This is a genomic window from Acetobacter senegalensis (assembly GCF_001499615.1).
In the GTDB taxonomy this organism is placed as follows: domain Bacteria; phylum Pseudomonadota; class Alphaproteobacteria; order Acetobacterales; family Acetobacteraceae; genus Acetobacter; species Acetobacter senegalensis.
In genome coordinates this window covers 2,448,995-2,473,031 of sequence record NZ_LN606600.1, presented here as the reverse complement: position 1 = coordinate 2,473,031, position 24,037 = coordinate 2,448,995, and the positions used below count along the sequence as shown (strand labels likewise).

At 54.3% G+C, this 24,037-nt stretch carries 17 protein-coding genes, 1 pseudogene and 1 riboswitch; of the genes and pseudogenes, 10 read left to right on the top strand and 8 right to left on the bottom strand.

Going from position 1 to position 24,037, the window contains the following annotated elements; translation table 11 throughout:
• Positions 1–51 precede the first annotated feature (51 nt).
• The 6 genes from ASN_RS19975 (at position 52) to ASN_RS11540 (ending at position 6,957) form a co-directional block, all read left to right on the top strand.
• Positions 52–231: a hypothetical protein gene (locus ASN_RS19975; RefSeq protein WP_167541312.1), complete on the top strand. Its 180-nt coding sequence runs from the start codon at positions 52–54 to the stop codon at positions 229–231.
• A gap of 164 nt (positions 232–395) precedes the next feature.
• Complete coding sequence (locus tag ASN_RS11555; RefSeq protein WP_006557999.1) at positions 396–2,084, top strand: Na+/H+ antiporter; 1,689 nt, start codon at positions 396–398, stop codon at positions 2,082–2,084.
• A 175-nt stretch (positions 2,085–2,259) separates the two neighbouring features.
• Positions 2,260–2,406 (top strand): hypothetical protein, encoded by a 147-nt coding sequence (locus ASN_RS19690; RefSeq protein WP_006557998.1) that lies wholly within the window; start codon positions 2,260–2,262, stop codon positions 2,404–2,406.
• A gap of 23 nt (positions 2,407–2,429) precedes the next feature.
• Entirely contained in the window at positions 2,430–4,886 is a 2,457-nt protein-coding gene (locus tag ASN_RS11550) for a membrane-bound PQQ-dependent dehydrogenase, glucose/quinate/shikimate family (RefSeq protein WP_006557997.1), read from the top strand.
• A gap of 65 nt (positions 4,887–4,951) precedes the next feature.
• Positions 4,952–5,842: a transporter gene (locus ASN_RS11545; RefSeq protein WP_006557996.1), complete on the top strand. Its 891-nt coding sequence runs from the start codon at positions 4,952–4,954 to the stop codon at positions 5,840–5,842.
• A gap of 143 nt (positions 5,843–5,985) precedes the next feature.
• Positions 5,986–6,957: a helix-turn-helix domain-containing protein gene (locus ASN_RS11540; RefSeq protein WP_058988261.1), complete on the top strand. Its 972-nt coding sequence runs from the start codon at positions 5,986–5,988 to the stop codon at positions 6,955–6,957.
• Here the strand turns inward: ASN_RS11540 and ASN_RS11535 are convergent.
• Genes ASN_RS11535 through ASN_RS11520 form a run of 4 tightly spaced genes read right to left on the bottom strand, consistent with a single transcriptional unit; the run spans position 6,941 to position 14,288 of the window.
• The gene (locus ASN_RS11535) at positions 6,941–7,960 is read right to left on the bottom strand and encodes a bifunctional enoyl-CoA hydratase/phosphate acetyltransferase (protein ID WP_058988260.1); all 1,020 of its coding nucleotides are present in this window, start codon (positions 7,958–7,960) and stop codon (positions 6,941–6,943) included. The genes ASN_RS11540 and ASN_RS11535 overlap by 17 nt on opposite strands.
• Before the next feature lie 21 nt (positions 7,961–7,981).
• Complete coding sequence (locus ASN_RS11530; protein ID WP_058988259.1) at positions 7,982–8,983, bottom strand: dihydroorotate dehydrogenase-like protein; 1,002 nt, start codon at positions 8,981–8,983, stop codon at positions 7,982–7,984.
• A 23-nt stretch (positions 8,984–9,006) separates the two neighbouring features.
• A complete protein-coding gene (gene nifJ, locus ASN_RS11525) occupies positions 9,007–12,582 on the bottom strand; it encodes a pyruvate:ferredoxin (flavodoxin) oxidoreductase (protein ID WP_058988258.1) in 3,576 nt (1,191 codons plus the stop codon).
• Between the two features lie 14 nt (positions 12,583–12,596).
• Positions 12,597–14,288 carry an NAD(P)-binding protein gene (locus ASN_RS11520; protein ID WP_231948515.1) on the bottom strand — a complete coding sequence of 564 codons (1,692 nt, stop codon included), beginning with the start codon at positions 14,286–14,288 and terminating at the stop codon, positions 12,597–12,599.
• A gap of 453 nt (positions 14,289–14,741) precedes the next feature.
• Between ASN_RS11520 and ASN_RS11515 the strand changes: the two genes are divergently transcribed.
• Positions 14,742–15,416, top strand: coding sequence for a TetR/AcrR family transcriptional regulator (locus ASN_RS11515; RefSeq protein ID WP_006557990.1), 675 nt, complete (start codon positions 14,742–14,744; stop codon positions 15,414–15,416).
• Positions 15,417–15,450: 34 nt separating this feature from the next.
• On the opposite strand, the gene ASN_RS11510 is transcribed toward ASN_RS11515, so the two are convergent.
• The 4 genes from ASN_RS11510 to ASN_RS11495 are packed head-to-tail and all read right to left on the bottom strand — an operon-like array spanning position 15,451 to position 20,145.
• Entirely contained in the window at positions 15,451–16,209 is a 759-nt protein-coding gene (locus tag ASN_RS11510; protein ID WP_058988257.1) for an ABC transporter ATP-binding protein, read from the bottom strand.
• Positions 16,209–17,213: a FecCD family ABC transporter permease gene (locus ASN_RS11505; RefSeq protein WP_058988256.1), complete on the bottom strand. Its 1,005-nt coding sequence runs from the start codon at positions 17,211–17,213 to the stop codon at positions 16,209–16,211. The genes ASN_RS11510 and ASN_RS11505 overlap by 1 nt, the downstream gene beginning before the upstream one ends.
• Positions 17,210–18,058: an ABC transporter substrate-binding protein gene (locus ASN_RS11500; RefSeq protein ID WP_058988255.1), complete on the bottom strand. Its 849-nt coding sequence runs from the start codon at positions 18,056–18,058 to the stop codon at positions 17,210–17,212. The genes ASN_RS11505 and ASN_RS11500 overlap by 4 nt, the downstream gene beginning before the upstream one ends.
• Positions 18,058–20,145: a TonB-dependent receptor plug domain-containing protein gene (locus ASN_RS11495; RefSeq protein ID WP_167541338.1), complete on the bottom strand. Its 2,088-nt coding sequence runs from the start codon at positions 20,143–20,145 to the stop codon at positions 18,058–18,060. The genes ASN_RS11500 and ASN_RS11495 overlap by 1 nt, the downstream gene beginning before the upstream one ends.
• 125 nt (positions 20,146–20,270) lie before the next feature.
• Positions 20,271–20,497, bottom strand: a riboswitch (cobalamin riboswitch).
• Between the two features lie 148 nt (positions 20,498–20,645).
• On the opposite strand from ASN_RS11495, the gene zigA reads away from it, so the two are divergent.
• From zigA to ASN_RS11480, 3 genes and pseudogenes are all read left to right on the top strand, one after another.
• On the top strand, positions 20,646–21,860 hold the full coding sequence (gene zigA / locus ASN_RS11490) for a zinc metallochaperone GTPase ZigA (RefSeq protein ID WP_058988253.1): 1,215 nt from the start codon (positions 20,646–20,648) through the stop codon (positions 21,858–21,860).
• 11 nt (positions 21,861–21,871) lie between these two features.
• Positions 21,872–22,246 (top strand): annotated as a pseudogene (locus ASN_RS11485) (DUF6525 family protein); the annotation flags it as partial.
• A 193-nt stretch (positions 22,247–22,439) separates the two neighbouring features.
• Complete coding sequence (locus tag ASN_RS11480; RefSeq protein WP_058988252.1) at positions 22,440–23,963, top strand: adenosine deaminase family protein; 1,524 nt, start codon at positions 22,440–22,442, stop codon at positions 23,961–23,963.
• Positions 23,964–24,037 lie beyond the last annotated feature (74 nt).

Here is a 24,037-nt window from a genome sequence, read left to right as displayed (position 1 = left end):
CCGCCCCGGTAAGAGGCGAGAATAGTCTTTCCTGCGTTTTTGGCTGGGTGCATGACACTTGATTTATCTGAAAGCCAGTCTGCTGCCCTAAGTTCCCATGCGGCGGCAAGAAACAGGCTTTCAAGGCACAAGCCTGCACAAAAACCTCTTCCTATTGGCGGAGAGATTTTTTTGGAAAAGAGCATCCCGCCTGTAAAACGGACAGAAGCGAAATCTGTCTTGAAAGGATAATGCTCAAAATAGGCCAACGTGCCATGCCCGGCCGTCAAGTGTGGCCCTGCCCCAGACCACCTCATCATTGTGACCTTTTTTCTACATAATGTGACCCTATAGTCGCATAAATTTCGGTATGGGCTTGGGCCGATGGGTGGTTCTGGACGGGATAAGAGAGCTTTATGAACATCTTATTTATTGTGCTTGCGTTGCTGACTGTTACCGGCCTGACTGCTTTATTGGCAAAAATCTGCCGCATTCCGCTCCCCCTGCCTCTGATACAGATTGCCATAGGCAGCCTGACCGCACTTGGCGGCTTACAGGTTGGTTTTGATCCTGATATTTTTCTGCTCCTGTTTATTCCCCCTCTGCTGTTTGCAGATGCCTACCGCATGCCGATGCGCGAGTTTGGGGAATTGCGGAATGTGATTATCTTCCTGGCCCTCGGGCTGGTTGTTTTCACCACCATCGGGTGTGGTTATTTTATCCATTGGCTTATCCCGCCCATTATTCTGCCAGCCGCTTTTGCTTTGGCTGCCGTCCTTTCCCCCACAGATGCCGTTTCTGTTGGCAGCATGATTGAAGGGGGGAAAGCCCCTGCCCGCGTTGTGCATATTCTGCATGGTGAAGCCCTGCTGAACGATGCCTCTGGTCTAGTGTGCTTCAAGTTTGCAGTGGTTGCCGCCATGACAGGAATTTTTTCTTTCCAGCATGCGCTGGAGGTATTTTTCATCATGTCTGTTGGCGGCGTACTGATTGGGTGCGCTCTGGCTTGGGCGGCCTGCCGGGCGGAACATCTGCTGCTGGTGCGCGGGTATGATGATGCCCCCACCCACATTACGCTTGCCATGATTCTGCCCTTTGCAATTTACCTTATTGCGGACAGCCTGCATTGTTCAGGCATCCTCGCAGCCGTTGCCGGGGGTATGACCGTAAAATTCACAGGGGTCATGAACGAAGCCACCACAGAAACGCGCCTGCGTGCCGCTACGGTGTGGGACATGGTGAACTTCACCTTCAATGCGGCCATCTTTCTGCTTCTGGGCCTGCAATTACCGCAACTGGTGCGCAACGGCTTTCAGCTTGCGCGTGAAGGGGGCGTTTCTCCGTGGAAATTGCTTGTCGCCATTCTCCTGATCCAGCTCATCATGAGCGTCACCCGTTTTTTCTGGATCTGGCTTTCCACAACCGCACGCCGCATCATTGCGCGGATAAGGCACCGTAATACGGTTATCCCGTCCCTCCGCACCATGGCGGTCATGACTGTAGCAGGAACGCGGGGTGCCCTGACACTGGCGGCCATCCTTTCCCTTCCTGTTGCGACAGCGGCTTCAACCGGCTTTCCGGGCCGGGACCTTCTGGTAACACTGGCAGCAGGGGTGATCATCTGTTCGCTACTTCTGGCAAGCATGACCATGCCGCCGCTTCTGGCGGGATTAGCCCCGGACGACAATGACCCGACCCAGCGGGAACTCAGCGCCATGCGGATCGAACTGGCGCAGGTGGCGTTGCATTTTCTTCACAAACAACAAAGTGAACTGGCTGAGCGTGATGAGGATGAGAACGAGTCGCATGATTTGAAGCAGGAGGCCATCTCGCGACTGCTTCATGAATATCAGGACATGCAGAAACGTCTGGACGATACGGAAGCGGCGGAAGATGAAATTCGACTGACAGCCATTCGTGAAAAAAGGACTGAATTGTCATTACGATTTCATATTATTCGTACAATGCGGGAACTGCTGCATAAACGTGTTGTTGAAAAACGCATTAATGATGAAACGGAATGGACAATTCGTCAGGAACTCGATTTCATGGAGCGTGAACTTCAGATTGAAGCAAAAGCACTTCCTTCCACACATGATGCCTGACACTCGGCTTTTATTACGCCTGAAGCACTTACGTCCCTTTTTTCACGTCTCCGAGACTGTTTTCCGCAGAAGGTGGTAGCACACCGCTCGTCCCACAGGGAAAAGAGTCTCCGTGTGAAGCCTCCCCACTGCATACGGGGCAAAAGTGTGTCAGACCGTCTGAAGTGTCTCATCCGTGAAACAGTTCCGGTTTTTTGCTACAAACATCGGTGACCAACCCTCTTTCAGTAGTGACAATTTCAAGGCACTTCCTGTTCATCAGACACGCTGGTCGCTGACAGACGTGGAACTGATTGCTTCACAGGCTGCTCTGGCCGATTGAACACACTCTGAGAGAAACACATCATGCAAGAGAGTAATAAGGGGTTAATTTCCATAATAACCTCAGCCTTACTGACTCTTATTGGGCTGTTCCTGTTTCTGGGAGGGGCTGAACTGCTCTTCCTTGGCGGGTCCTGGTTCTATATTCTGGCAGGCGGTGTACTGCTTGCCATTGTCTTCAGTAGCTTCAAAAACCCAAAACTGGCCGCCCGCCTGTATGCAGCCCTGCTGCTGGTGGCCACCATTTGGTCCCTCTTTGAAGTTGGCTTCAATATCTGGGGGCTGGAAGTTCGTCTTCTTACCCTGATTGGCCTTGGTGTCTGGTTGCTGCTCCCCTGGGTGTGGCGCACGGGCGCAAGCTGGCTTACGGACAAACGCGAAGTGCTGGGTGCGGTTGCCGTCTCCACCTTTGTTGTTTTCGCCAGTTGCTTCTCTTCCTACTCCATCAATGGCAGCGTGCCGGCTGACCGCATGAACGCGCAGGGCCAGAGCGACATGGCCTCTGATGGCGTGCCGGATGGAGACTGGTCTGCCTATGGCCGTACAGTGGGCGGAGACCGTTATTCTCCTCTGGGCCAGATCACCACTGCCAATGTCAGCCACCTGAAACGGGCTTGGACGACGCGCACGGGTGATGTGCAGCAGGAAGGTGAAGGAACGGTTGCGGGCCCGGACCAGGGCCATGAGTTCAACCTGGAACTGACCCCCATCAAGGTTGGGGACACACTTTATATGTGTACCCCCCATAGCTGGGTGATGGCTGTGGATGCAGCTACCGGCAAGATCAAATGGAAGTTCGACCCCAAGCCCAACACGGCTGATCTGGACAAGAATGTCTATCTGGCCTGCCGTGGCGTGTCCTACTACCACATTCCTGATGAAATCCAGACAAGCTGCCGCAACCGTATCTACTCTCCTGTAGCAGACGTGCGGATGGTGGCGGTCAACGCGGAAACCGGCAAACCGTGTGATGATTTTGGCGATCACGGGTTCATCTCCCTGCGCCAGTATCTGGGCCACGTGCCGCTGGGCTTCCACTTTGTCACCTCTCCGCCCATGGTGGCGAAGAACCGGGTTATTACCGGCGGCTGGATTTTTGATAACCAGGCAAACTTTGAACCCTCTGGCGCCATCCGTGCGTTCAATGCCACCACGGGTGAAATTGAATGGGCATGGGATGCAGGACATACCCCGGAAACCTGGAAACCCGGCCCGGATGATGTGCTGACGCGCGATACCCCCAACGCCTGGGGTGTTTACACGGCGGACCTCAATCTCGGTCTGGTTTACATTCCCACCGGTAACTCTCCGCCGGACAACTGGGGTGGATCACGCCGTCCGTTTGATGATGCCACCTCCTCCGCCACCATTGCACTTGATATTGAAACCGGTGAACGCCGCTGGACGTATCAGACCGTGCATCATGACCTGTGGGATATGGACCTTCCGTCCGGCCCTTCCATGGTTGATCTGCCCGGCCCGAACGGGGAGAACGTTCCTGCCCTGGTGCAAAGCACCAAACGCGGGGAATTCTTTGTGCTTGACCGTCGCACTGGCCAGCCTGTGCCCGGTTATCCGGTGGAAGAAAAGCCGGTCCCGACCGCAGGTATTGCTCCGGATGACCGCGTATCTCCCACGCAGCCCTATCCGACAGCCATGCCTTCCCTTACGCCGCCTGACCTGAAAGAAACGGACATGTGGGGTGCAACCCTGCTGGATCAGATGATCTGCCGTATCGAGTATCGTCAGTCTGCTTATGAAGGGCAGTTCACGCCACCGCATGTTGGCAAGACAACCATTGTCTATCCGGCATTCTATGGCGTAGTGGACTGGCAGGGCATCACCATTGACCCGCAGCGCAAGATCCTGCTGGCCAATGCAAGCTATCTGCCGTTCCGTATCAAGCTGGACAAGCGCTCCACGCTGGAAGAAACCGGCAAGCTGCCTAAATGGACAGGTCAGGGTGAAGAACCTGCCGCAAAGGGTGACGCTCTTTCTGTCTCCCCGGATTACGGCACACCTTACATTGCCTATACCAATCCCTGGCTGAACCCGCTGCAGATTCCCTGCAAAGGGCCGGTATGGGGCACGCTGACTGCAATTGACCTCGTTACGAAGAAGATTGTTTGGCAGCACCCTGTTGGCACAACGCGGGATACGGGGCCTTTCCGGACCCACAACAACCTGCCGCTGCCTACCGGGATGTATAATATTGGTGGCAATATTGTAACCAAAGGTGGCGTGGTATTCATGGGTGCCACAGCGGATGACTATCTCCGCGCCTTTGACCTTTCCACCGGCAAGGTGATCTGGCGTGATCGTCTGCCCGCTGGCGGACAGGCAACACCCATGTCTTACGAAGTCGGTGGCAAGCAGTATGTGCTGATTGCTGCTGGTGGCCATGGCGGCCTGGGCACACGCAGTGGTGATTACATCATTGCCTATACGCTCGATGGCGCTCAGGGCTCCAACGCCCAATAAGTAGACATATTGCGGGGCTCCCGGTTCTGACCGGAGCCCCGTTTCTTTTTACGGAAATTCTTCTCATGCGTCTGACAGAAAAGCCGGAGCGGCTGCGCTCTCTGCTTCGTTTGGTCATACCCAGTATGGCACTGGTTTATGCCTCTTCAGCCCGTGCGGCAGACATTACACTCGGAATTATCGGTCCCCACGAATATGATCTGCCGGTTGATTTCAAGCCCTTCAACGTTCTGGTGCAGTACGGGGACGGTAACGCCGCCGGTAACTCTTACAATAGCGTGGGGCAGCGGGAAGCGCGTGGCGGCAGCCACACCTGGTCAGGCATGACCAAATACGTGCATTTCCGTAGCTTTGACGCCATTCCGCATGTGGGGTTTGCCTTTGAGCTTATTCAAAGCGAAAGCTTCACGCTTGCTGATGGCTCAAATTATGGTGGGTTCGGACCGACCATTGTAGGGCCTGCAGCGTGGTTCAAACCTAATGCGCACAGTACCTTCGGGTTTCAGACCTTCATGCAGACCCCTGTTGGCACACGGGATGCAACATCCCCCAATTACTGGTCCAACATTTCCAGTTTTATCTTTGATTATGAGTGGAAACATTTCAGCTTTGATGGCGATGCAGGAACTGTAACGGGTTCTACAAAACACATCAAAGGGCAACACAGCTATTCCCCTGGTGTTGTATTTTACACAAACCTGCGTTTCAGCTGGAAAGCCACCCAGAAGATCGAACCATTTCTAGCGTTTGACTGGCAGAATGTAACTGGCACGTATGATAATACATCTGGCCATTATCTGGATAATTCGAACAGCCGGGAAATTGCAATGGGCCCGGGCATCATGTTCAATATCTCGAAGCATGTTTCCTTCACCGCCCGCTACTCTCACTCTCTGGAAGGACGCAATACCCCGGAAACAAACGCTTACTACATGAAGTTCGTGTATCTCTGGTAAAGGCACGCGCGCTGCCCCCCTACTTCCCTCACAGAATTTTCTTTAACATATATCGTGAGGTATAGTATCAGGTAGGCCAAAGCTCAAAAAACGGTCTCTTTGCTTCAACAAGGAGGATAAAAAACGAGTTGGCTGGTAACTGCATGAATGGTAAGCAAAAATCTGTATCAGAGACGGAAAGTGATAGCCTTTCCCGCCGCCTAACCTACCCTGTTGCGCCCCTGAATGCGCCGCATGTCCAGCAATCGTGGCAGCGCTGTATGTCTGCTTACAATCTGGACCCTGCTCAGGGATGGACAGCCGATGTGCTCTCATCCGCCGAGTTCCTGCATATCAGTAGTCGTTCCGCCATTCTGCTGAAATCCGCCATGGGCGAGATGCGCAGGCTGTTCAAGCTTGTGCAAGGTATGGGCCTGATGGTGTTGCTGGCTGATCCGGACGCCACCATTCTGGCACGCTGTGCGGATGAAACGCATCTTTCCGTCTGCCGCCGCCTGTATCTGCGAAAAGGGGCCATCTGGAACGAAGCTGTCGCGGGAACAAATGGCGTTGGCACCTGCATAAAAGAGCAATGCCCCATTTTTCTGGGACAAGGCGACCATTGGCGTTTCTGTTTCTCCCTTCTGGCCAGTTACGCCGTACCTCTGTTTGATGCGCAAGGCCAACTTGCAGGCGCGCTTAACCTTGCTGCGTTGAGCGGAAATACCACCCGCCCTTATGCCGCGCTGGTGACAGAAACACTGATGCTGTCAGGACGCCGGATTGAAGAACAGCTTTTCCGCACACGCTATGAGGGAGACAGAATTCTCACTCTTGGCCCTGCTGAAGACTGCTCCTCCCCTCTGGTTGCAATCAACACCGATGGGGAAGTGACGGGCGCAACCCATGCCGCCCGCTCCCTGATGGGCTGGACGGACGATATGATCCAGGACCATCCCCACCTGTTGGGCGAGCTGAATTCAGAAGGTGCCGTCAGTTTTGAAAAAGCGGAAGAAAGTGTGATCCGTTCCGCCTTGGCTGGCTGTCAGGGTAACGTAAGCGCCACGGCTCAAAGCCTGGGTGTGAGCCGTGCCACGCTTTACCGTAAAATGAAGGCGCTCAATATTTCTGACTGACGTTGTTACGCGCCAGATAATCCGCATACAGCGCCCCCACAGCAACAGAAGCCAGCCGCGCCTGAACACTATCTGCCCTGCTGGTTAACAGAATGGGAACTTTTGCCCCCAGAACAATACCAGCAGACTCTGCATGGGACATAAAAATCATGTTCTTTGCGAGCATGTTTCCTGATTCAAGATCAGGAGAAACAAGGACCTGGGCGCGGCCCGCCACTGGGGATTCAATACCCTTGATGCGCGCGGCCTCTATGTTGACCGCGTTATCCATGGCAAGCGGACCGTCCAGTATTCCTCCCTGAATCTGCTTCCTTTCCGCCATCTTGCATAAACAGGCAGCATCGACCGTGCCGGGAATTTTGGGGTTCACAACTTCTACCGCAGATAAAAGAGCAACTCTGGGCTCTCCCAGTCCCAACCCGATATGCAGATCAATCGCGTTTTGAACAATATCGCGCTTTGCTTCCAGATCAGGAAAAATATTGATGGCAGCATCTGTTACAAAAACAAGATCACTATAATCTGGAATAGCCAATAAAAAGACGTGGCTAACACGCCGATTTGTTCTCAATCCCTGATCTGGGGCAATAACGGCATGCATCAGAATATCTGTGTGCAGGCTTCCCTTCATTAAGGTACGCAGCCGCCCTTCCCGGACCAGAGACACACCCTGTGCTGCGGCTGCTTCCGGCGTAGAAACATCAATAATTTCTGCTTTACCCAGATCACAATGACGCGCTTCCGCCAACTGGGTTATGGTCCGTTTATCGCCAATCAGAACCGGCTGCATGAGGCCATGCTCCGCTGCATCCAGCGCGCCTTCAAGAGCGTGCTGCTCGCAAGGCCAGATAACACCGGTTGGCATGGGAGATGATAATCTGGCCGCCCGCGCAATGAGACTTTCAAAAAGCTGATGACTTTTTTGAGCTGCGGGCACCGTCATCTCTGCTGCATCCTGAACATACCCGCAGGACACACTCTCTTTTGAAAAGACCTCAGTCATAATTGACCTTTCAGAAGACATTTATATTTTTTGAGAAGATGCAGTCATCAGAATGCTTCGGTATTCTTCCCGCAGGAACTGCGCCTGATGAGCTGGTGTGCCACGTGCCGCCAAACGGCCACGGACAGAAGCAATACTCTCTACCCCTTTCTGCTCCATCCAGCAGCGCACCTCTTCCAGCATTGTCTGAATATGCCATGGACCATACTGTAACAGAGCGGATGTGACCATGGTGACATTAGCCCCGGCCAACATGCAACGGATCACATCCGCTCCAGAATTAACCCCTGTTGAAACCGCAAAATCCGTAGAAAAATGGCCAGACAGCAATCCCGTCCACATCAGCGGGAGACGGAGGTCATAGGAAGAACTGAACCGGAAATCTTCTTCAATACTCATGGAAACAGGGTTAAATCCGGGTTCGTAGAAACGATTGAACAATACCAGACCATCTGCCCCCGCTTCAGCAAGGCGTTTGGCCATATTGCCGGGAGCACTCAGAAAAGGGGACAGTTTTACACTGACCGGAATGGCCACACGAGCTTTTACGGCACGCAAAATAGTAAGGTAAAGCGCTTCAACCTCTTGCCCGCTCTCATTAAAATCTGTCGGGACACGCCAGAAATTCAGTTCGATTGCGGCAGCCCCTGCCTGTTCCATCTTGCTGGCAAAATCCACCCAGCCTGCCAGCGTACACCCATTCAGGCTGGCAATAATGGGCACACCTGCCCGTTCGGCCGCGCGCTGTAACACAGTCAACCGTGCATCCAGCGGCGTGCCATAGGAGAGAGACGGAAAATAGCCAGACGCCTCAGGCTGGGACTCCTCTCCCATTTCAAACAGAGCTGCTTCTGCCATTTCCTCCCGCGCAATGTCCTCTTCATAGACAGAGGCCATGACAATGGCGGCTGCACCTGCATCCACCACGCGCAGAATACCGTCCAGATCTTTTGTCAGTGGCGATGCGGATGCAACAACGGGGTGTTTGAGATCAAGCCCAAGATACCGGGTGGTCAGATCCATTGTGTCTGTCTCCGTTCCCCCGCTCACTTTACATCCTCCCAATGGGGCAGAAAGCGGCTTCCATCGCGCGCGGCCATATCTTCATAAACCCGATAGCGTTCATTGGCGGCTGCCTGTGCCTGATCCAACAAGTGCCCGGCTGCTTCCGGATGGGTGCGAGAGAGAATTTTGTAGCGCAGTTCCCGATACGCATAATCCTTCAAAGGAATACGGGGGCGCGTTGAATCCAGCCGGAAAGGATTCAGCCCGTTTTTGCGCATGGTCGGATCAAACCGGAACAGTGGCCAGTATCCTGATGCAACAGCCCGCGCCTGCTGTTTCATGCCTGTGCTCATATCAATACCGTGCGCAATACACTGGGAATAAGCAAGCACCAGCGATGGGCCATCATAGGCTTCCGCCTCTCGCATGGCGATAACGGCCTGCTCCGGGTTAGCACCCAGGGCAATCTGCGCAACATACACGTTGCCATAGGAAATTGCCTGCAATGCCAGATCTTTTCTGGGCACACGCTTTCCGGCTGCGGCAAATTTGGCGGAAGCCCCCAGCGGCGTAGCCTTGGAAGATTGACCACCCGTATTGGAATAAACCTCCGTATCCAGAACCAGAACATTCACGTTCCGCCCTTGTGCAAGCACATGGTCCAGGCCGCCATAATCAATATCATATGCCCAGCCGTCACCCCCGATAATCCAGATGGACCGATGCACAAGAAAATCGGCTACTGAAAGAAGCATGATTGCATCTGGCGTTTTAACACCATTCAGCTTTTCTTTTAGTAACGCAACCCTACGCCGCTGCTCCCCAAGTTCAGCTTCCGTGTGCTGGGTCGAGGCAAGAAGGGCGTTTACCAGTTCCTCTCCAACAACAGCGGACAGCTTCTGCAAAAGCTGGCGGGCAAGAGAGGCCTGTTTGTCCGCCGCTACCCGAAACCCCAATCCAAATTCTGCATTATCTTCAAACAGTGAATTAGACCATGCAACGCCTCGCCCTTCTGCATTGGCTTTCCATGCGTGGGCCGGTGTATTCCCTGCAAAGATGGCGGAACAGCCGGTGGCATTGGCAATCTGAAGTCTGTCTCCAAATAATTGGGACACAAGTTTCAGATAAGGTGCTTCGCCACACCCGGCACACGCACCACTGAATTCAAACAGGGGTTCCAGAAACTGAATACCGCGCACATTGGCCTCATTGATTGAGGCACGATCCATGTCCGGAAGTTTTTCAAAAAATGCAATATTCTGCCGTTCCTGATTCAGGATGGGCAGTTTTTCTCCCATATTGATCGCCCGTTTTGAGCCATCTTCCGTTATGGCCGGACAATTTTCCACACAGACACTGCACCCAGTACAATCTTCCACATAGAACTGAAGTGTAAAGCGGGACGATGGATACCCACGGGCATTGACTGGTGCAGATTTGAAAGAGTCCGGTGCGTCTACCAGTTCGTCTTCATCATACATTTTGGCGCGTATGACACTATGGGGGCAAACAATGCTGCACTGCCCACACTGAAGGCAGCTATCAGGGTCCCACACTGGTACTTCAACAGCAATATTGCGCTTTTCATACTGCGTGGTACCACCGGGAAATGTTCCATCAACCGGCATATGGCTGACAGGAATCAGGTCCCCCCGCCCTGCCATGATTTCACCCGTTACCTGCTGCACAAACAAGGGAGCATCCGCAGGAACAATTGGCGGCATAGGCACATTGCCCATAGCCTGATCTGGAACAGTTACCTCGTGCAATGCCGCTATTGCTGCATCAACGGCTGCATAATTCAGCCTGACAACAGCATCACCTTTTGCGCCATATGTTTTCTGAATGGCCTTCTTGATTTCTGCAATGGCTTCTTCTGAGGGCAGAACATTGGAAAGATGGAAAAAGCAGGTCTGCAATATGGTGTTAACCCGTGGCCCCAACCCAAGCCTGAGAGCAACATCAGACGCATTGATCACAAAAAAGCGGAGCTTCTTGCTGACAATCTGATCCTGCACCTTGCGTGGAAGCTGGTCCCATACATCTTCAACGGAGTACGGACTGTTGAGGAGAAATGTAGCGCCAGAGTTGGCCGCCCCCAGAACATCCCGCCGGAACAGAAAATCAAACTTGTGGCAGGCAACAAAATCAGCATGACGGATCAGGTAAGGAGCCGTGATGGGCTGCTTGCCAAAACGCACGTGTGAGACTGTCTGGCCGCCAGATTTATGGGAGTCATAATCAAAATAGGCCTGAGCATACCAGCCGGGCTTTTCGCTTAGAATTTTGACGCTGTTCTTGTTTGCACCAACGGTACCATCGGCACCAAGACCATAAAACAGACAGCGCACAGTACCAGCAGGTTCAATATCAAATGTCTCATCATACTCCAGATGGGTATGACCAACATCGTCAATAATACCGACTGTAAATCGGTTTTTTGGCACAGGTTTTGAGAGTTCATCAAAAACCGCACGGGCCATGCCGGGATTGAAATCACGGGAGGAGAGACCATAGCGTCCGCCTATCACCTTAGGCATGTGCGGGAATGCGCCATCGGCCACGGCTTCCGCCAGAACACTCACCACATCTGCATGCAGGGGTTCCATCGGCGCGCCTGGCTCCTTGGTACGGTCCAAAACCGCGATGGACGTCACACTTTTCGGTAACGCCGCAACAAAATGTTTTGCTGAAAAAGGCCGATACAACCTGACCTGCAGGCACCCGACCTTTTCACCCCGCTGGTACAACCATTTTGCCGTCTCCCGCACCACCTCAGCGCCGGACCCCATGCAGATCACCACACGGTCCGGATCTGGTGCGCCATCATACTGGAAAAGATCGTAAGACCGGCCGGTGAGTGTGGCAAAACGCTGCATGGCGGCCTGCACATGATCAGGCACACGCTCATAAAACGGGTTAACCGACTCTCTTGTCTGAAAATATGTATCCGGGTTCTGCCATGTCCCCCGAATAAACGGGTGTTCCGGGCTCAACGCACGCTGCCGGTGTGCCAGAACATGCGTTTCATCAATCATGGCGCGGATGACATCATCTGGCACCAGCGTGACGCCGTTATATTCGTGAGATGTCCGGAAACCATCTGCAAAATGAATAAACGGAACCCGCGCCACCAGCGTTGCCGCCTGAGCGATAAGGGCGAGATCATGGGCTTCCTGCACGGAACTGGCACCCAGAAGCGCAAAGCCCGTTGTGCGGGCCACCATGATATCCTGATGATCACCAAAAATGGAGGATGCGCCAGCAGCAAGTGCCCGTGCGGCAACATGGAAGACTGTTGATGTCAGTTCACCTGCAATCTTGAACATGTTGGGCAGCATGAGCATCAGCCCCTGCGAGGAGGTAAAAGTGGTGGTCAACGCACCAGATTGCAGGGAACCATGCACACACCCTGCGGCACCCCCTTCCGCCTGCATTTCCTGCACAAGAGGGATTTCTCCCCAGATGTTCTGCACACCCTGATCTGACCAGGTATCCGCCAGTTCCGCCATGGGGGAAGAGGGGGTGATAGGATAAATGGCGCAAACCTCATTGACCCGATAGGCAATGTGGGCAACTGCGGTGTTTCCATCTGTTGTGATTGTCTGTTCGGTCATCACCCGTTCCCTCCTTATGCCCGCACTTTGAACTGCGTTGGCGTAATGGGCTCTCCAAGGCTGCCAACAGGTGCTGCTGCATCTGTTGGTTCAGGCATCATTTCTATGGCATGGCAGGGGCATTGTTCCGCACACACGGCACAGCCGGAGCACAGATCGAGAGAGACAGAATATCCGTTTCCGTGCCCCAACCGGGTTATGGCCTGCTCCGGGCAGGCAGCGTAACAATTATCGCACTCATAGCAATTACCGCAGGAAAGGCAGCGACCAGCTTCATAACGGGCCGCCTTTTCCGTAAGCCCTCCGGTTATTTCTGAAAAATCCTTTCGATCTTCACTGTCTTTGACAGGCTGCTTTTGGCGTGCAGCCTCCCTGTAATCAGGCAGATGCAGCATATCTGCTGTCACCAACGGATGCGTATCAGGGTGCTGGTATCGCCTGCCAGCCAGATAGGCATCTATTGCGCGAGCAGCGCGTTTTCCGTGGCCGGTTGCGGCGGTCATGGTTCGTGCGCCACCGATGCAGTCTCCGCCAGCAAAAATACCGGGGTGCCCCGTCATCAGGCCTGCCGGATCAACATCAATCGTATCATGTGTGTTGACCGTAACTCCGGGCACTTTTTTCACAAGGGAGAGGTCACTATGTTGGCCAACCGCCATCACCACGGCATCGGCGGGTAGATGTGTGGTTTCTCCTGTTGGGGTAACGCTGCCGTCCGGGTTCAGCGTCACTTTTTCTATGGTCACGCCATCCGTGCCAAAATGGTCAACAACACTGAGCCATTTGATTTTCACCCCCTCGGCAAATGCCTCGGCGGCTTCCGCCGGAAGGGCCTCCATATGCGCTGCATCGTAACGGAAAACCAGAACCGTATCCTGCGCACCCAGCCGCTCAACTGTTCGGGCCGCATCCATAGCGACATTGCCACCGCCGACAACCGCTACCGAACGCCCGAGGAATGGTCTGCCGCCCTTGCTCACATCCGCCAGCATATCCACCGCATCGATCATGCGTTTACCATCTGATGCCGGGATGTTCAGATGATTAGCAAGTTGCGCACCCACACCCACAAAAACAGCATCAAAACCACCGTCCTTCTGGGCTTTCAAAACATCATCCACGGCTTCACCACACCGCAAGCTAACGCCCGGCATACCAGTGATGCGGGCAATTTCCGCCTGAAGCGGCGCACGCGGGAGACGATAGGCGGGAATACCGTGCATCATCATGCCGCCCGGTTCAGCCGCAGCATCCCGAATTTCCACCTGATGCCCTAACCGTGCCAGATGATAGGCGCAGGACAACCCAGCCGGCCCAGCCCCAACAACCAAGACTTTCTTGCCTGTTGGCGGAGCGGCCTGAAAACTCCAGCCATTCTGAAGCGCCAGATCTCCCAGAAAACGTTCCACAGCATGAATGGCCACTGGCGCATCCAGATCGCCCCGGTTGCAGCTATTTTCACAAGGGTGATAACAGGCGCGCCCATGAACAGACGGCATAGGATTATTGGCTACCAGTGCCTGCCATGCCTTTTGGTACTCACCGGCCTGAGCATGTGAGAGCCAGCCCTGAATATCCTCACCAGCAGGGCAGGCATGGTTACAGGGCGGAAGAAAATCCCGGTAAACTGGCCTCTGCCAGCGTTTACTCCCGACACCACGCCGGGTTGTTTCCTGCATGGTTTGGGTCATGTCATGACATTTCATCGGCACGTCGCGCTCTCCCCGATTTTTTGTCGCAAGGAAACGCAGAGCGTGCTGCTCGCTCCAGCAGAAAGCTGCCCCATATGGCGCAGCACCCCGACAGGCTTTCTTCCCTACGCCCAAATCGCTATCCCGTGAGCACCATACAATTTGCGACTTTGACGTCAACTTTTTTGGTGGGATTTCATTTTTATTTATTATTAAATTTGGAACCGAATTCCAAAAATAGACACGCAGATTTAAGTATATAACCTTGTTTTTAATACAATTCCAAAATCAGAACCTATTTTGTCCTCTATTTTCTATTAAAACGCATAGATTTATAATTTTGACATATTAGTCATAATTATAAGACATCGCCTATGAGGCCGGAGCCATGCTCCTGCGGCTATACTTGTTTGACGTTTTGTGGAAATCTTTAACGTATTGAGGGATTAGCAAGGAGTGTGAACACCGTTGGCACGGCAACAACAGGATAAACTTTCTGAGGACAGTGCAGCTGGCGCCAAAAAGCGTGGAGCTTATCGTGCGTCTCAAAAGCGCGAAATGACGAAAGCCTTCAAGCAGGACGCTCTGGAAAGCGCCGCATGGAAAGTTTTTTCCACTCTTGGTTTTGATGCCGCCACCATACGGGACATTGTTTCCGTCAGCACGGTCTCACCTGGCAGCTTCTATAATTACTACAAAACCAAAGATGTCATTTTTGATCTGCTTCTGATCAAAATTATCCAGCGGGTTCGGAGTGCCATTCTACAATCCCGGTGTGAGACGGATAAGCTGGAGGAGATGCTTGTCAGAAGCCATAATGCTGTGTTGCGCGAGCTACTGAGTATTAGCGGCGCACCCCGTTTTTTTGAACTAAACCAGCACCATGTCCGAGCGCGCCTGTTCAGCATGCCAGAAACAAGCGAGATGCTGGATGATCTGAAAAAAAAGCTGATCCAGACTGTCAGCATGCAGCATATTTCCCCCGATCGCATGAACTTTATTGCGTCCACGGTCCTGACAACCGGGCTGGAAGCATTGCTCTATATCTCCCATAACCCGCTTATGGATATTCAGGATGTTGCCGATCTGAGCGCAAAAATGTCAGCCGCGAGCATTCGTGCGGCCAGCGCCAGAGGAGCCTGAAAAACCGGCTCAAGCGTCTGGAACCACCACTCTCTCACCGGGAAGCTTTTGCCAGATCCCACGGAACCCATCCCTGCTCAATCCGGCGGGTGGTGACACCATAAACAGACTGAAGAATGTCTTCCGTCAGGCCTGATGGTGGCAGGCTTCTTACGGTTTCTCCGTCCTTCATCAGTACCAGTTGATCACAGAACCGCGTTGCCAAAAGCAAATCGTGAATAACCAGCACAATGCAGCGGCCCTCCGCCGCAAGCGCCCGCAGAAGATGCATGACCGATAGCGCGTGGGCCGGATCAAGCGCGGCCACTGCCTCATCCGCCAGCAATACGGGCGTCTCTGTGCTCAAAGCCCGCGCCAGCATCAGGCGGGCTCTTTCTCCCCCTGAAAGCTGATCTGCAGCACGTCCTGCCAAAGCCCGCAAACCGGTCAGCGCCAGAGCACGACCAACAGCGGGGTGATGCTCGGCCTGACTGGCTCCTTCGCCATATGGCAGACGCCCCAGAGATGCGATTTCACGCACAGGCATAGGCGGAAACGGCGGAATATCCTGCGGCATATAGGCCAGTAACCGGGCACGCTCCATTGGCGTGAGCGCTGCAAGGGGATGGCCCTGCACCAAAACAGTCCCTGTGGTGGGCACGGTCAGCCCCGCCATGATACGCAAAAGGGTGCTTTTGCCCGCACCATTAGGGCCGATAAGCCCCGTCACACATCCTGCGGGAAAAGTAGCAGACGCGGAACGGAGCAACGTATTCTGGCCAATCTGGCAGGAGAGAGCGGTAACGGTCAGCATCAGAACCCTCCGCGCTTTCTGAACTGGATCACCCTGTGGAAAAACACCGGAGCCCCAATAAGGGCCGTCACAACGCCAATCTGTAATTCCTTGTGTGTGGCGGCCAAACGCACCACCACATCCGCCCCCAAAAGCAGTGTTGCGCCACCAAGGAAGGCGGGCAGCAACAGGCGTGATGGCCGATGGCCCGCAAGCCCGCGCAGCAGGTGCGGAACAACAAGCCCCACAAACCCGATTGCACCAGAGACGGCAACACAGGACCCCACGGCAAGAGACGTACCCATAACAATACGCATCTGCACGCCTGAGATGCCTTTCAACTGGAAACCGAGCGTTGTGGCGACATCTTCCCCCATGGTCAGAGCATCAAGCGCCCGAGCGGAAGACGCCATAAGAAGAGTGCCCAGGACAACACCGGGCAACACCAGCAGGACATCCAACATGGTACGATCGGTCAGAGACCCCATAAGCCAGCGCATGATTTCAAAAGACGCATAAGGGCTTGGCACCAGATTGAGCACCATGGCTGTCAGTGCTGCTGTAAAACTACTGAGTGCCGCACCGGCAAGCAGCAAGACCAAGGCCCCACCCCGCCCCACCAGCATGACCAGCAGGGCGGCAGCCACAAGTGCCCCGGCAAGCCCACCCAGCGGCAGAATAGCAAGCCCCAGTTGCGCGAGCCCCGTATAAAACACGCACACCGCACCCAGTGCGGCTCCCCCTGACACCCCGAGCAACCCGGGGTCTGCCAACGGATTACGCAGATAGCCCTGCAACACAGCACCAGAAAGCCCTAGGCTTCCCCCCACCATGATAGCCAGCAGCATACGCGGCAGGCGCAGTTCCCCTAGGATAACAGCCTCTGCCGTATGCTGCCCAGCCAGCCATTCCCGCAATGCTTGCGTGAACGAAAACGCATGTTCCCCCCACAACAGGGACACGGCGGAGAGCGCTATAATGCAGGCCACCAGCCCACCATTCAGTATCCAGCCGCGGGTTTTCATTGTGTCCCCTCCGTCTGTATCAGGCCCTCACGCGCCTGACGCAGGAGGTCAACGGCATCCAGTGTCTGAGGCAGGCCGCACAACCAGAGGGAGGCGGGAATATCCACCACATGTTTTTTTGAAAAAAACTGTTTCAACACCGGATTATCCAGCATGGCCTGCGCAAGGGAATAACCCTGGCCTGATCTGTCACGCACCAGAAGATCTGGCTGCTGCGCCAGCAAGGTTTCAAGTGGCACCCTTCCCGCAGCAGTAATACCTGCCACCGTTGAGAGATTACGCAAACCGGCATGTGCCAGCACATCATCTGGCAGGGAGTTTGAACCGCCCACAAAGCCGTTGGCTTCATACACCACAGCCACGGGATCATCCGGATGACGCGCCAGACTGAGTTCAGCAAGACGCTTCTGGAAGGCTTCAACCATCTGCCTGCCCCGTTCAGGATGCCCTACCACCTGCGCCACCTGCATGATCTGGACAGGAATATCCGCGAGAGAAGAAGCCGGAGGGAGTGTGAGGACATGCGCCCCGATCTCCCGCGCGGCTTTTACCGCCACCCGAGCGGTAAACTGCCCTGCCAGCACGACATCAGGGTGGGCACCAATCACGTTTTCCGCCGTAGGAGCAAGAACTGGCATATCCTGCGCTTTTTGGCAGAGCACCGAACCAGAGCAATCCCGCGCCAACGGGCTGAGCCCTGCAATCTCGGCCCGATCCGCCAGCATCAAACTCAACTGATCCGTACAAAGGTTCAGAGACACAATCCGCGTAGCCGCTTTTACTGGAGCAGGAAGCACCATGCACAGCAGGCCATACAGCCCCAGCCGAAGCAGCCACTGGTACATCAGTAGCTCAGTGTCACGCCGCCATATCCCCCTCGACCGGGCTGAAGATAGCCGATTGGCTCTTCATACTGCCGGTTCAGCAGGTTATCGGCGCGCGCAAAAATGCTGACATAACGGTTAATCTTGTAATTTGCGGCTATATCTATGGTGAAATAACCATGCCCCTTGCCGCAGGTGCTGCAATAGGATGTTCCTATAACAGGAAGATCGCGCCAGCCACTGACATAAAGAATATTCCCTGAGAACGTCAGATCCTGAATGGGGGTCCAGGTGGTGTTGAAGTTGAATTTGTGCTGCGGTCGGCGCTGCAAAGGCAGATTGCTGCTCAGATCGCGTGCATGAGTCCAGGTATAATTCAGATTGAAATCAAGCGTTTTAAGCGCCTTCCAGTCCAGAAAGGCTTCCACGCCATACATGCGCGCACGCGCCACGTTGCCATAGGAATACTGATAATAGGGATACCCCCCTACCATCTGAACATTTTCCGTGGACTGGATCAGGTTTTTAACGCGGTTGTCATACCATGTTGCGCCAAAATGCAGTTTGTCGCCCAATAGCTTCTGTTCTACCCCAGCATCATATCCGATCAGTCTTTCTGCCCGCAGGTTCGGGTTACCTGTCTGGGAATAACTGGACCCCACCTGATTGGAAAAAAGCTGATACAGTGTAGGGCCGTGAAAACCTGACCCGGCACTGGCTTTGATGATGGTGCCGGTGTGGGGAATATGGATGGAGGGGGCTACCCGCCATGTCACGTAATTTCCGTAACGGGAATTGGAATCATACCGGATATTGGCTGCCCCATACAGAATATGGTTCCAGTTCCCCTGATACTGACCATATCCTGCCGTAGTATCCATGCTGGCCTGTGTATGGTAGCCGGTATCATAGGCAGAAGCGGCCGTATGGCTGGAATCAAACGTATCATGAAAATGTTCGGCGCCAATAAGCAGTGTGCCGTATTTTCTGAAATCAAACGTGCCATGCCAGTCAATTTTGAGGCGGCTTGAGCGATAATAGTCCGGCCCGGTGGCATAAAGGCCCGTTTCGTTCCACCGGTTGCGGTTGGTCATGTAGCCAAGACCGATGACCTGATCAAAAAAACCATTGAAAGACACCAGATGCGCCGTACCCCGCACCACGGCCTGATTCATATTGTTCTGTTCCCGCACATTTCCACCGCCATAGGCCTCGCTTTGCAGATCGTACAGGGAATATGTGTGGTAGTTGCTTTGGATCAGACGTGCAGTCAGGCCCAGATCAAAGTTCCGGGTCACATCATAACCAAGCCGGATATTGGCAGACCGGTTATCATTACGGTTGCCTTTGTGCCGCTGCTCCTGCGTGGCACCATAATAGCGCTCAATATATCGCGGGATAGAATGGAAGCCTTCCATGCGGTAGTGGGACAATTCCACATTATAATGGAAGCGCCCTTTGCTGCCGCGCGCGCCTATCACCTGATTGAAGGTGCCATATGATCCGCCTTCTATCCGGACAAACGGTTTGAAACGCCCCTGCCCCTGCGCCGTGGTCATATCAATCACCCCTGCCATGGCATCAGCGCCGTAAAGACCACTTTGTGGGCCACGCAGAATTTCTATCCGACCGAGACCATCCGTTACAAACTGCCCGGCATCAAACATGCCGCTGGCGGAGCTGCCATCGTTCACGTCCATGCCGTCCAGCCGCACCTTTACCTCATTGGCATTGTTGCCGCGCATAAAAATGGCCGTTGTCGCCCCAAACCCGCCAGAGCGCACCACATTCAGCCCCGGCTGACGTGCCAGAATATCTGGCAACGTGCGGCGCTGCTGGGTCAGCATCTGTTCTTCCGTAATGATGGTAAGAGCCGTGCCGATATCATCCGTTCGGGTAGGCGTGCGAGCTGCACTGACTGTTATCAGTTCCGATACCGCCTGACTGGAGAGTGGCTGAGAGGCGGAGGACGCCGATACAGCCACAATCTGTTTTTTGGCAGGCAGACCTTTCTGTGGCTTTGAAACAGGTGCATCAGCCGCCAGTGCGATGCCTCCCCACAGAGTGAAGACGCTGGAACTGACCAGAAGTGTTTTGCGGAACATCAGAGAAAAAGGCCTCGCGGTAAAAAGACGTCGCCACGAGAGTAAAGCCTGACCCTGGTTGCTCCCGTCTCTCAGGAACACCCATGGTCCAGTCTGCCTGCTGACACCCCCCGATCAGCATTTCCCGTCTGCGACCCCAGCTGATGGCAGGTTTCCTGGCTTGCGGTAGTCCACTCTGCCCAAGCCTTCCCAGGAGAACCTCCCAGTGGCCTGACTTATCAGCCAGTAGGCAGAGCATGCCGCTTACAGTTGCGGGGACAGCCCGGGCCTTGATGTCCACGCAACGCGGCACCGCACCCGGTTCCCTTTTACATCGCTCCCCAACGGAGAGAGAACCATCAAGCCGGGTTGATGCCGCCAAAACGCGCAGAGTGTCAAGAAAACAGCGCTTCCTTCCCCATGCAGCACCAACATTGCAGACGATTGAACGATCAGGATATGTTATGTTATACTATAACACATAAGGCGGACTACGCCTCTTCCAGCTTCAGGGAGCCCCCTCCATGCCCGCATTGCTGCCCGTTACCGTTCTTTCCGGCTTTCTTGGAGCCGGAAAGACAACAGTGCTGAACCACATTCTCAACAACCGGGAAGGCCGCAAGGTGGCCGTTATTGTGAATGACATGAGCGAAGTGAATATTGACGCTGATCTTGTGCGAGAAGGCGGAGGCGATCTTTCCCGCACCGATGAAAAACTGGTGGAAATGACCAATGGCTGCATTTGCTGCACCCTGCGGGATGATCTTTTGCAGGAGGTTCATCGGCTGGCATCGGAGGGGAAATTTGATTATCTGCTGATTGAATCCACTGGCATTGCAGAACCCCTGCCCGTTGCCGCAACCTTTGAGTTCCGGGATGAAGATGGCAACAGCCTGAGCGACAGCGCAAGGCTTGATACTATGGTAACAGTGGTGGACGCCGTAAACCTGCTCAAGGATTATGCTTCCACCGATTTCCTGAAAGACAGAGGAGAAACAGCGGGCGAGGAAGATGATCGCGCGCTGGTGGATCTGCTGGTTGAACAGATTGAATTTGCCGATGTTGTGGTGATCAACAAGGTCTCCACCGCCACACCGGAACAGGTAGAGGCGGCACGCCAGATTGTACTGGCCCTGAACCCTGATGCCGATGTGATTGAGACGGACATGGGCCAGGTTCCCCTTGAGCGTGTTCTGAACACAGGCCGATTTGATTATGAGAAAGCACACCAGCATCCGCTCTGGTTCAAGGAACTCTACGGCTTTCAGGACCATACCCCAGAGACCGAGGAATACGGCATCCGCAGTTTTGTCTACCGTGCGCGCAGACCATTCGAACCCGCAAAATTCAAGCATTTTCTGGATGCCAACTGGCCGGGTGTGGTCCGGGCCAAAGGGCATTTCTGGCTGGCCACACGCCCTGACTGGGTAGGAGAACTGGGGCAGGCTGGGGCATTGGTGCGTAATCAGGCCATCGGGTTGTGGTGGGCAGCCATCCCCAAAAGTCAGTGGCCCGATACAGACCAGTGGCGCGACTTTGTGCTGAGCAAATGGGACCCTGTGTTTGGAGACCGGCGGCAGGAAATTGTGTTCATTGGTACGCAGGACATGGATGAAAGCGCCCTGCGCGCTGCTTTGGACGACTGCTTGATACCGGAAGATGGCGCTCCCCGCTTTGAGCCCGAACGCTATACGCACCTGCCGGACCCTTTTCCCATCTGGAAGCGTCAAGCGGCATGATGGGCAAGGGCATGTCCGCTTATCAGCCTTGGTTGTCCACACCCAGCCAGCGCCCTCATCCGCAGCCCCCTCCGTCAAACGAGCGGACGGTGCGTCATGAAATCTGGCAACGTCATGAGGGAGACGAGTGGTCTGCTTTTGAACAACTGCCTCCGTCCATTCGCCAGAGGCTAAGGGAACATGCGTATGATGCGTGGTCCGTCAATGCGCTGATTCTGTGGCGACATTATAAACGGGTGCATGGCCCCACGCGCAGAGCCGAAAGAGCACTGATCCGGTATCTGGACTATTGCGAACGGTTGGAGCGGGAAGCCTTTGCCACGCGCTATCATAGCTCTTATGGCACCCCTCTGCCGCACGATGCCGCTGTTGCCAGCATTCTCCGCTATACCCCGGCCAATACCCCGACAAATCAGGCATCTCTCTGCGCAAACAAGCCCCGGAGGACAAGCTCAGGGCAACACGGTTCCTCATGAGTTTGAAAGGTGGCCTGACTTCTGTATAAATCCGATATTGGAGTGGAATGATTTCTGTTACCCAGCAATGATAAACCACGTCTTTCCCGGATGGTGTTCCTGTATGTTTGTTCGTGCTCTGCTTCTGGCCTCTGCCATTCTGACAACACCGTTTTCCCTTTGTCAGGCAGCCACACCAGACGAGCAGAAAACGGCACATATTTTCAGCAGCCTGCAATCAGACCCCGTACGGCTACCTGTGTTCATGCGCCAGTTCCCCAAAGGGGCTGACCTGCATAACCATCTGGTTGGAGCCATTTATGCGGAAAGTTATCTGAAGTGGGCCGCACAGGATGGGCTTTGCATTTCGGTGGAACAGGGAACCATCCTGCCCCGAGCCTGCGCCGCCACCCCGGCAAAAGGAGAATGGCCTGCCACGGCGCTTCCGGCGAATGAAGCTGCCGAAAACCGTATGATTGATGCCCTTTCCATGCGGGATTTTGTGCCCACGGCCAATGATCGCTCCGGCCATGACCATTTCTTTGCCACCTTCGCCGGCTTTGGGCCTGCTGCTGACAAACACGCAGGAGACAGTCTGGCCGAGGCGCTTGATCGCGCCGCGCAGGATCATATCACCTACGTAGAACTGATGATCTCACCCGGACTGGGCAGTATGATTGCCAGCGGAAACGCCCACCCCTTGCATGATGAGAATTATGCTGACGCCATGCAGGCGCTTAAGGCAGACCTGCCCGCACTGGTTGCCACGGCACGCCATGAAACTGACAACATGGAACAGCAGGCCCAGCATGTGTTGCAATGTGGCACGCCACAAGCGCACCCAGGCTGCAAGGTGGCCGTGCATTATCTTTACCAGACCCTCCGCATCGTGGCGCCATCGGCTGTGTTTGCGCAACTTTATGCTGGATACGAAATTGCCCATACTGACCCACGGTTTGTAGGCGTCAATTTTGTTTGCCCGGAAGATGATCCTGTTTCCATGCGCGATTATGACCAGCATATGCGCATGTTTCAGGCCCTCAACAGCGTGTATCCTGATGTTAAACTGAGCCTGCATGCTGGTGAACTGACGCCGGGCCTTGTACCGCCGGAGGGCCTGACCCACCATATCCGCTCCGCTGTAGAGATAGCAGGAGCACGCCGTATCGGGCACGGGGTGGACATCATGTGGGAAAATGATGCTACCGGCCTGCTGAAAGAAATGGCTCAGAAAAAAATCATGGTGGAAATCAACCTGACCAGCAACGATGTTATTCTAAACATCAAAGGCAAGGCTCATCCTTTTGCATTGTATCGGCGGGCCGCTGTTCCTGTCTCTCTTTCCACCGATGATGAAGGGGTATCACGGGGAGACCTGACCCAGGAATATCTGCGGGCCGCTACAACTTGGCCGTTGAGCTATCAGGATATGAAGCAACTTTCCCGCAATGGGTTGGAGTATGCGTTCATTCCGGGCGCAAGCTTGTGGCATGATGGGAAAATTCTTCCTGCCTGCCAGATGCCTGACACATCAGAATGCCGCGCTTTCCTTGGCAAAAATGAAAAAGCCCGTCTGCAAATGGCGCTGGAGAACAATTTCAAACAATTTGAGGCTGAAACCGCCCATAACCCGCTTCTTGCTGATTAAAAAAACAGGCCGCACCAGAATACCCAGTGCGACCTGAAATAATGAGGACAGATCAGTTCTTCAACTCTCTGTCC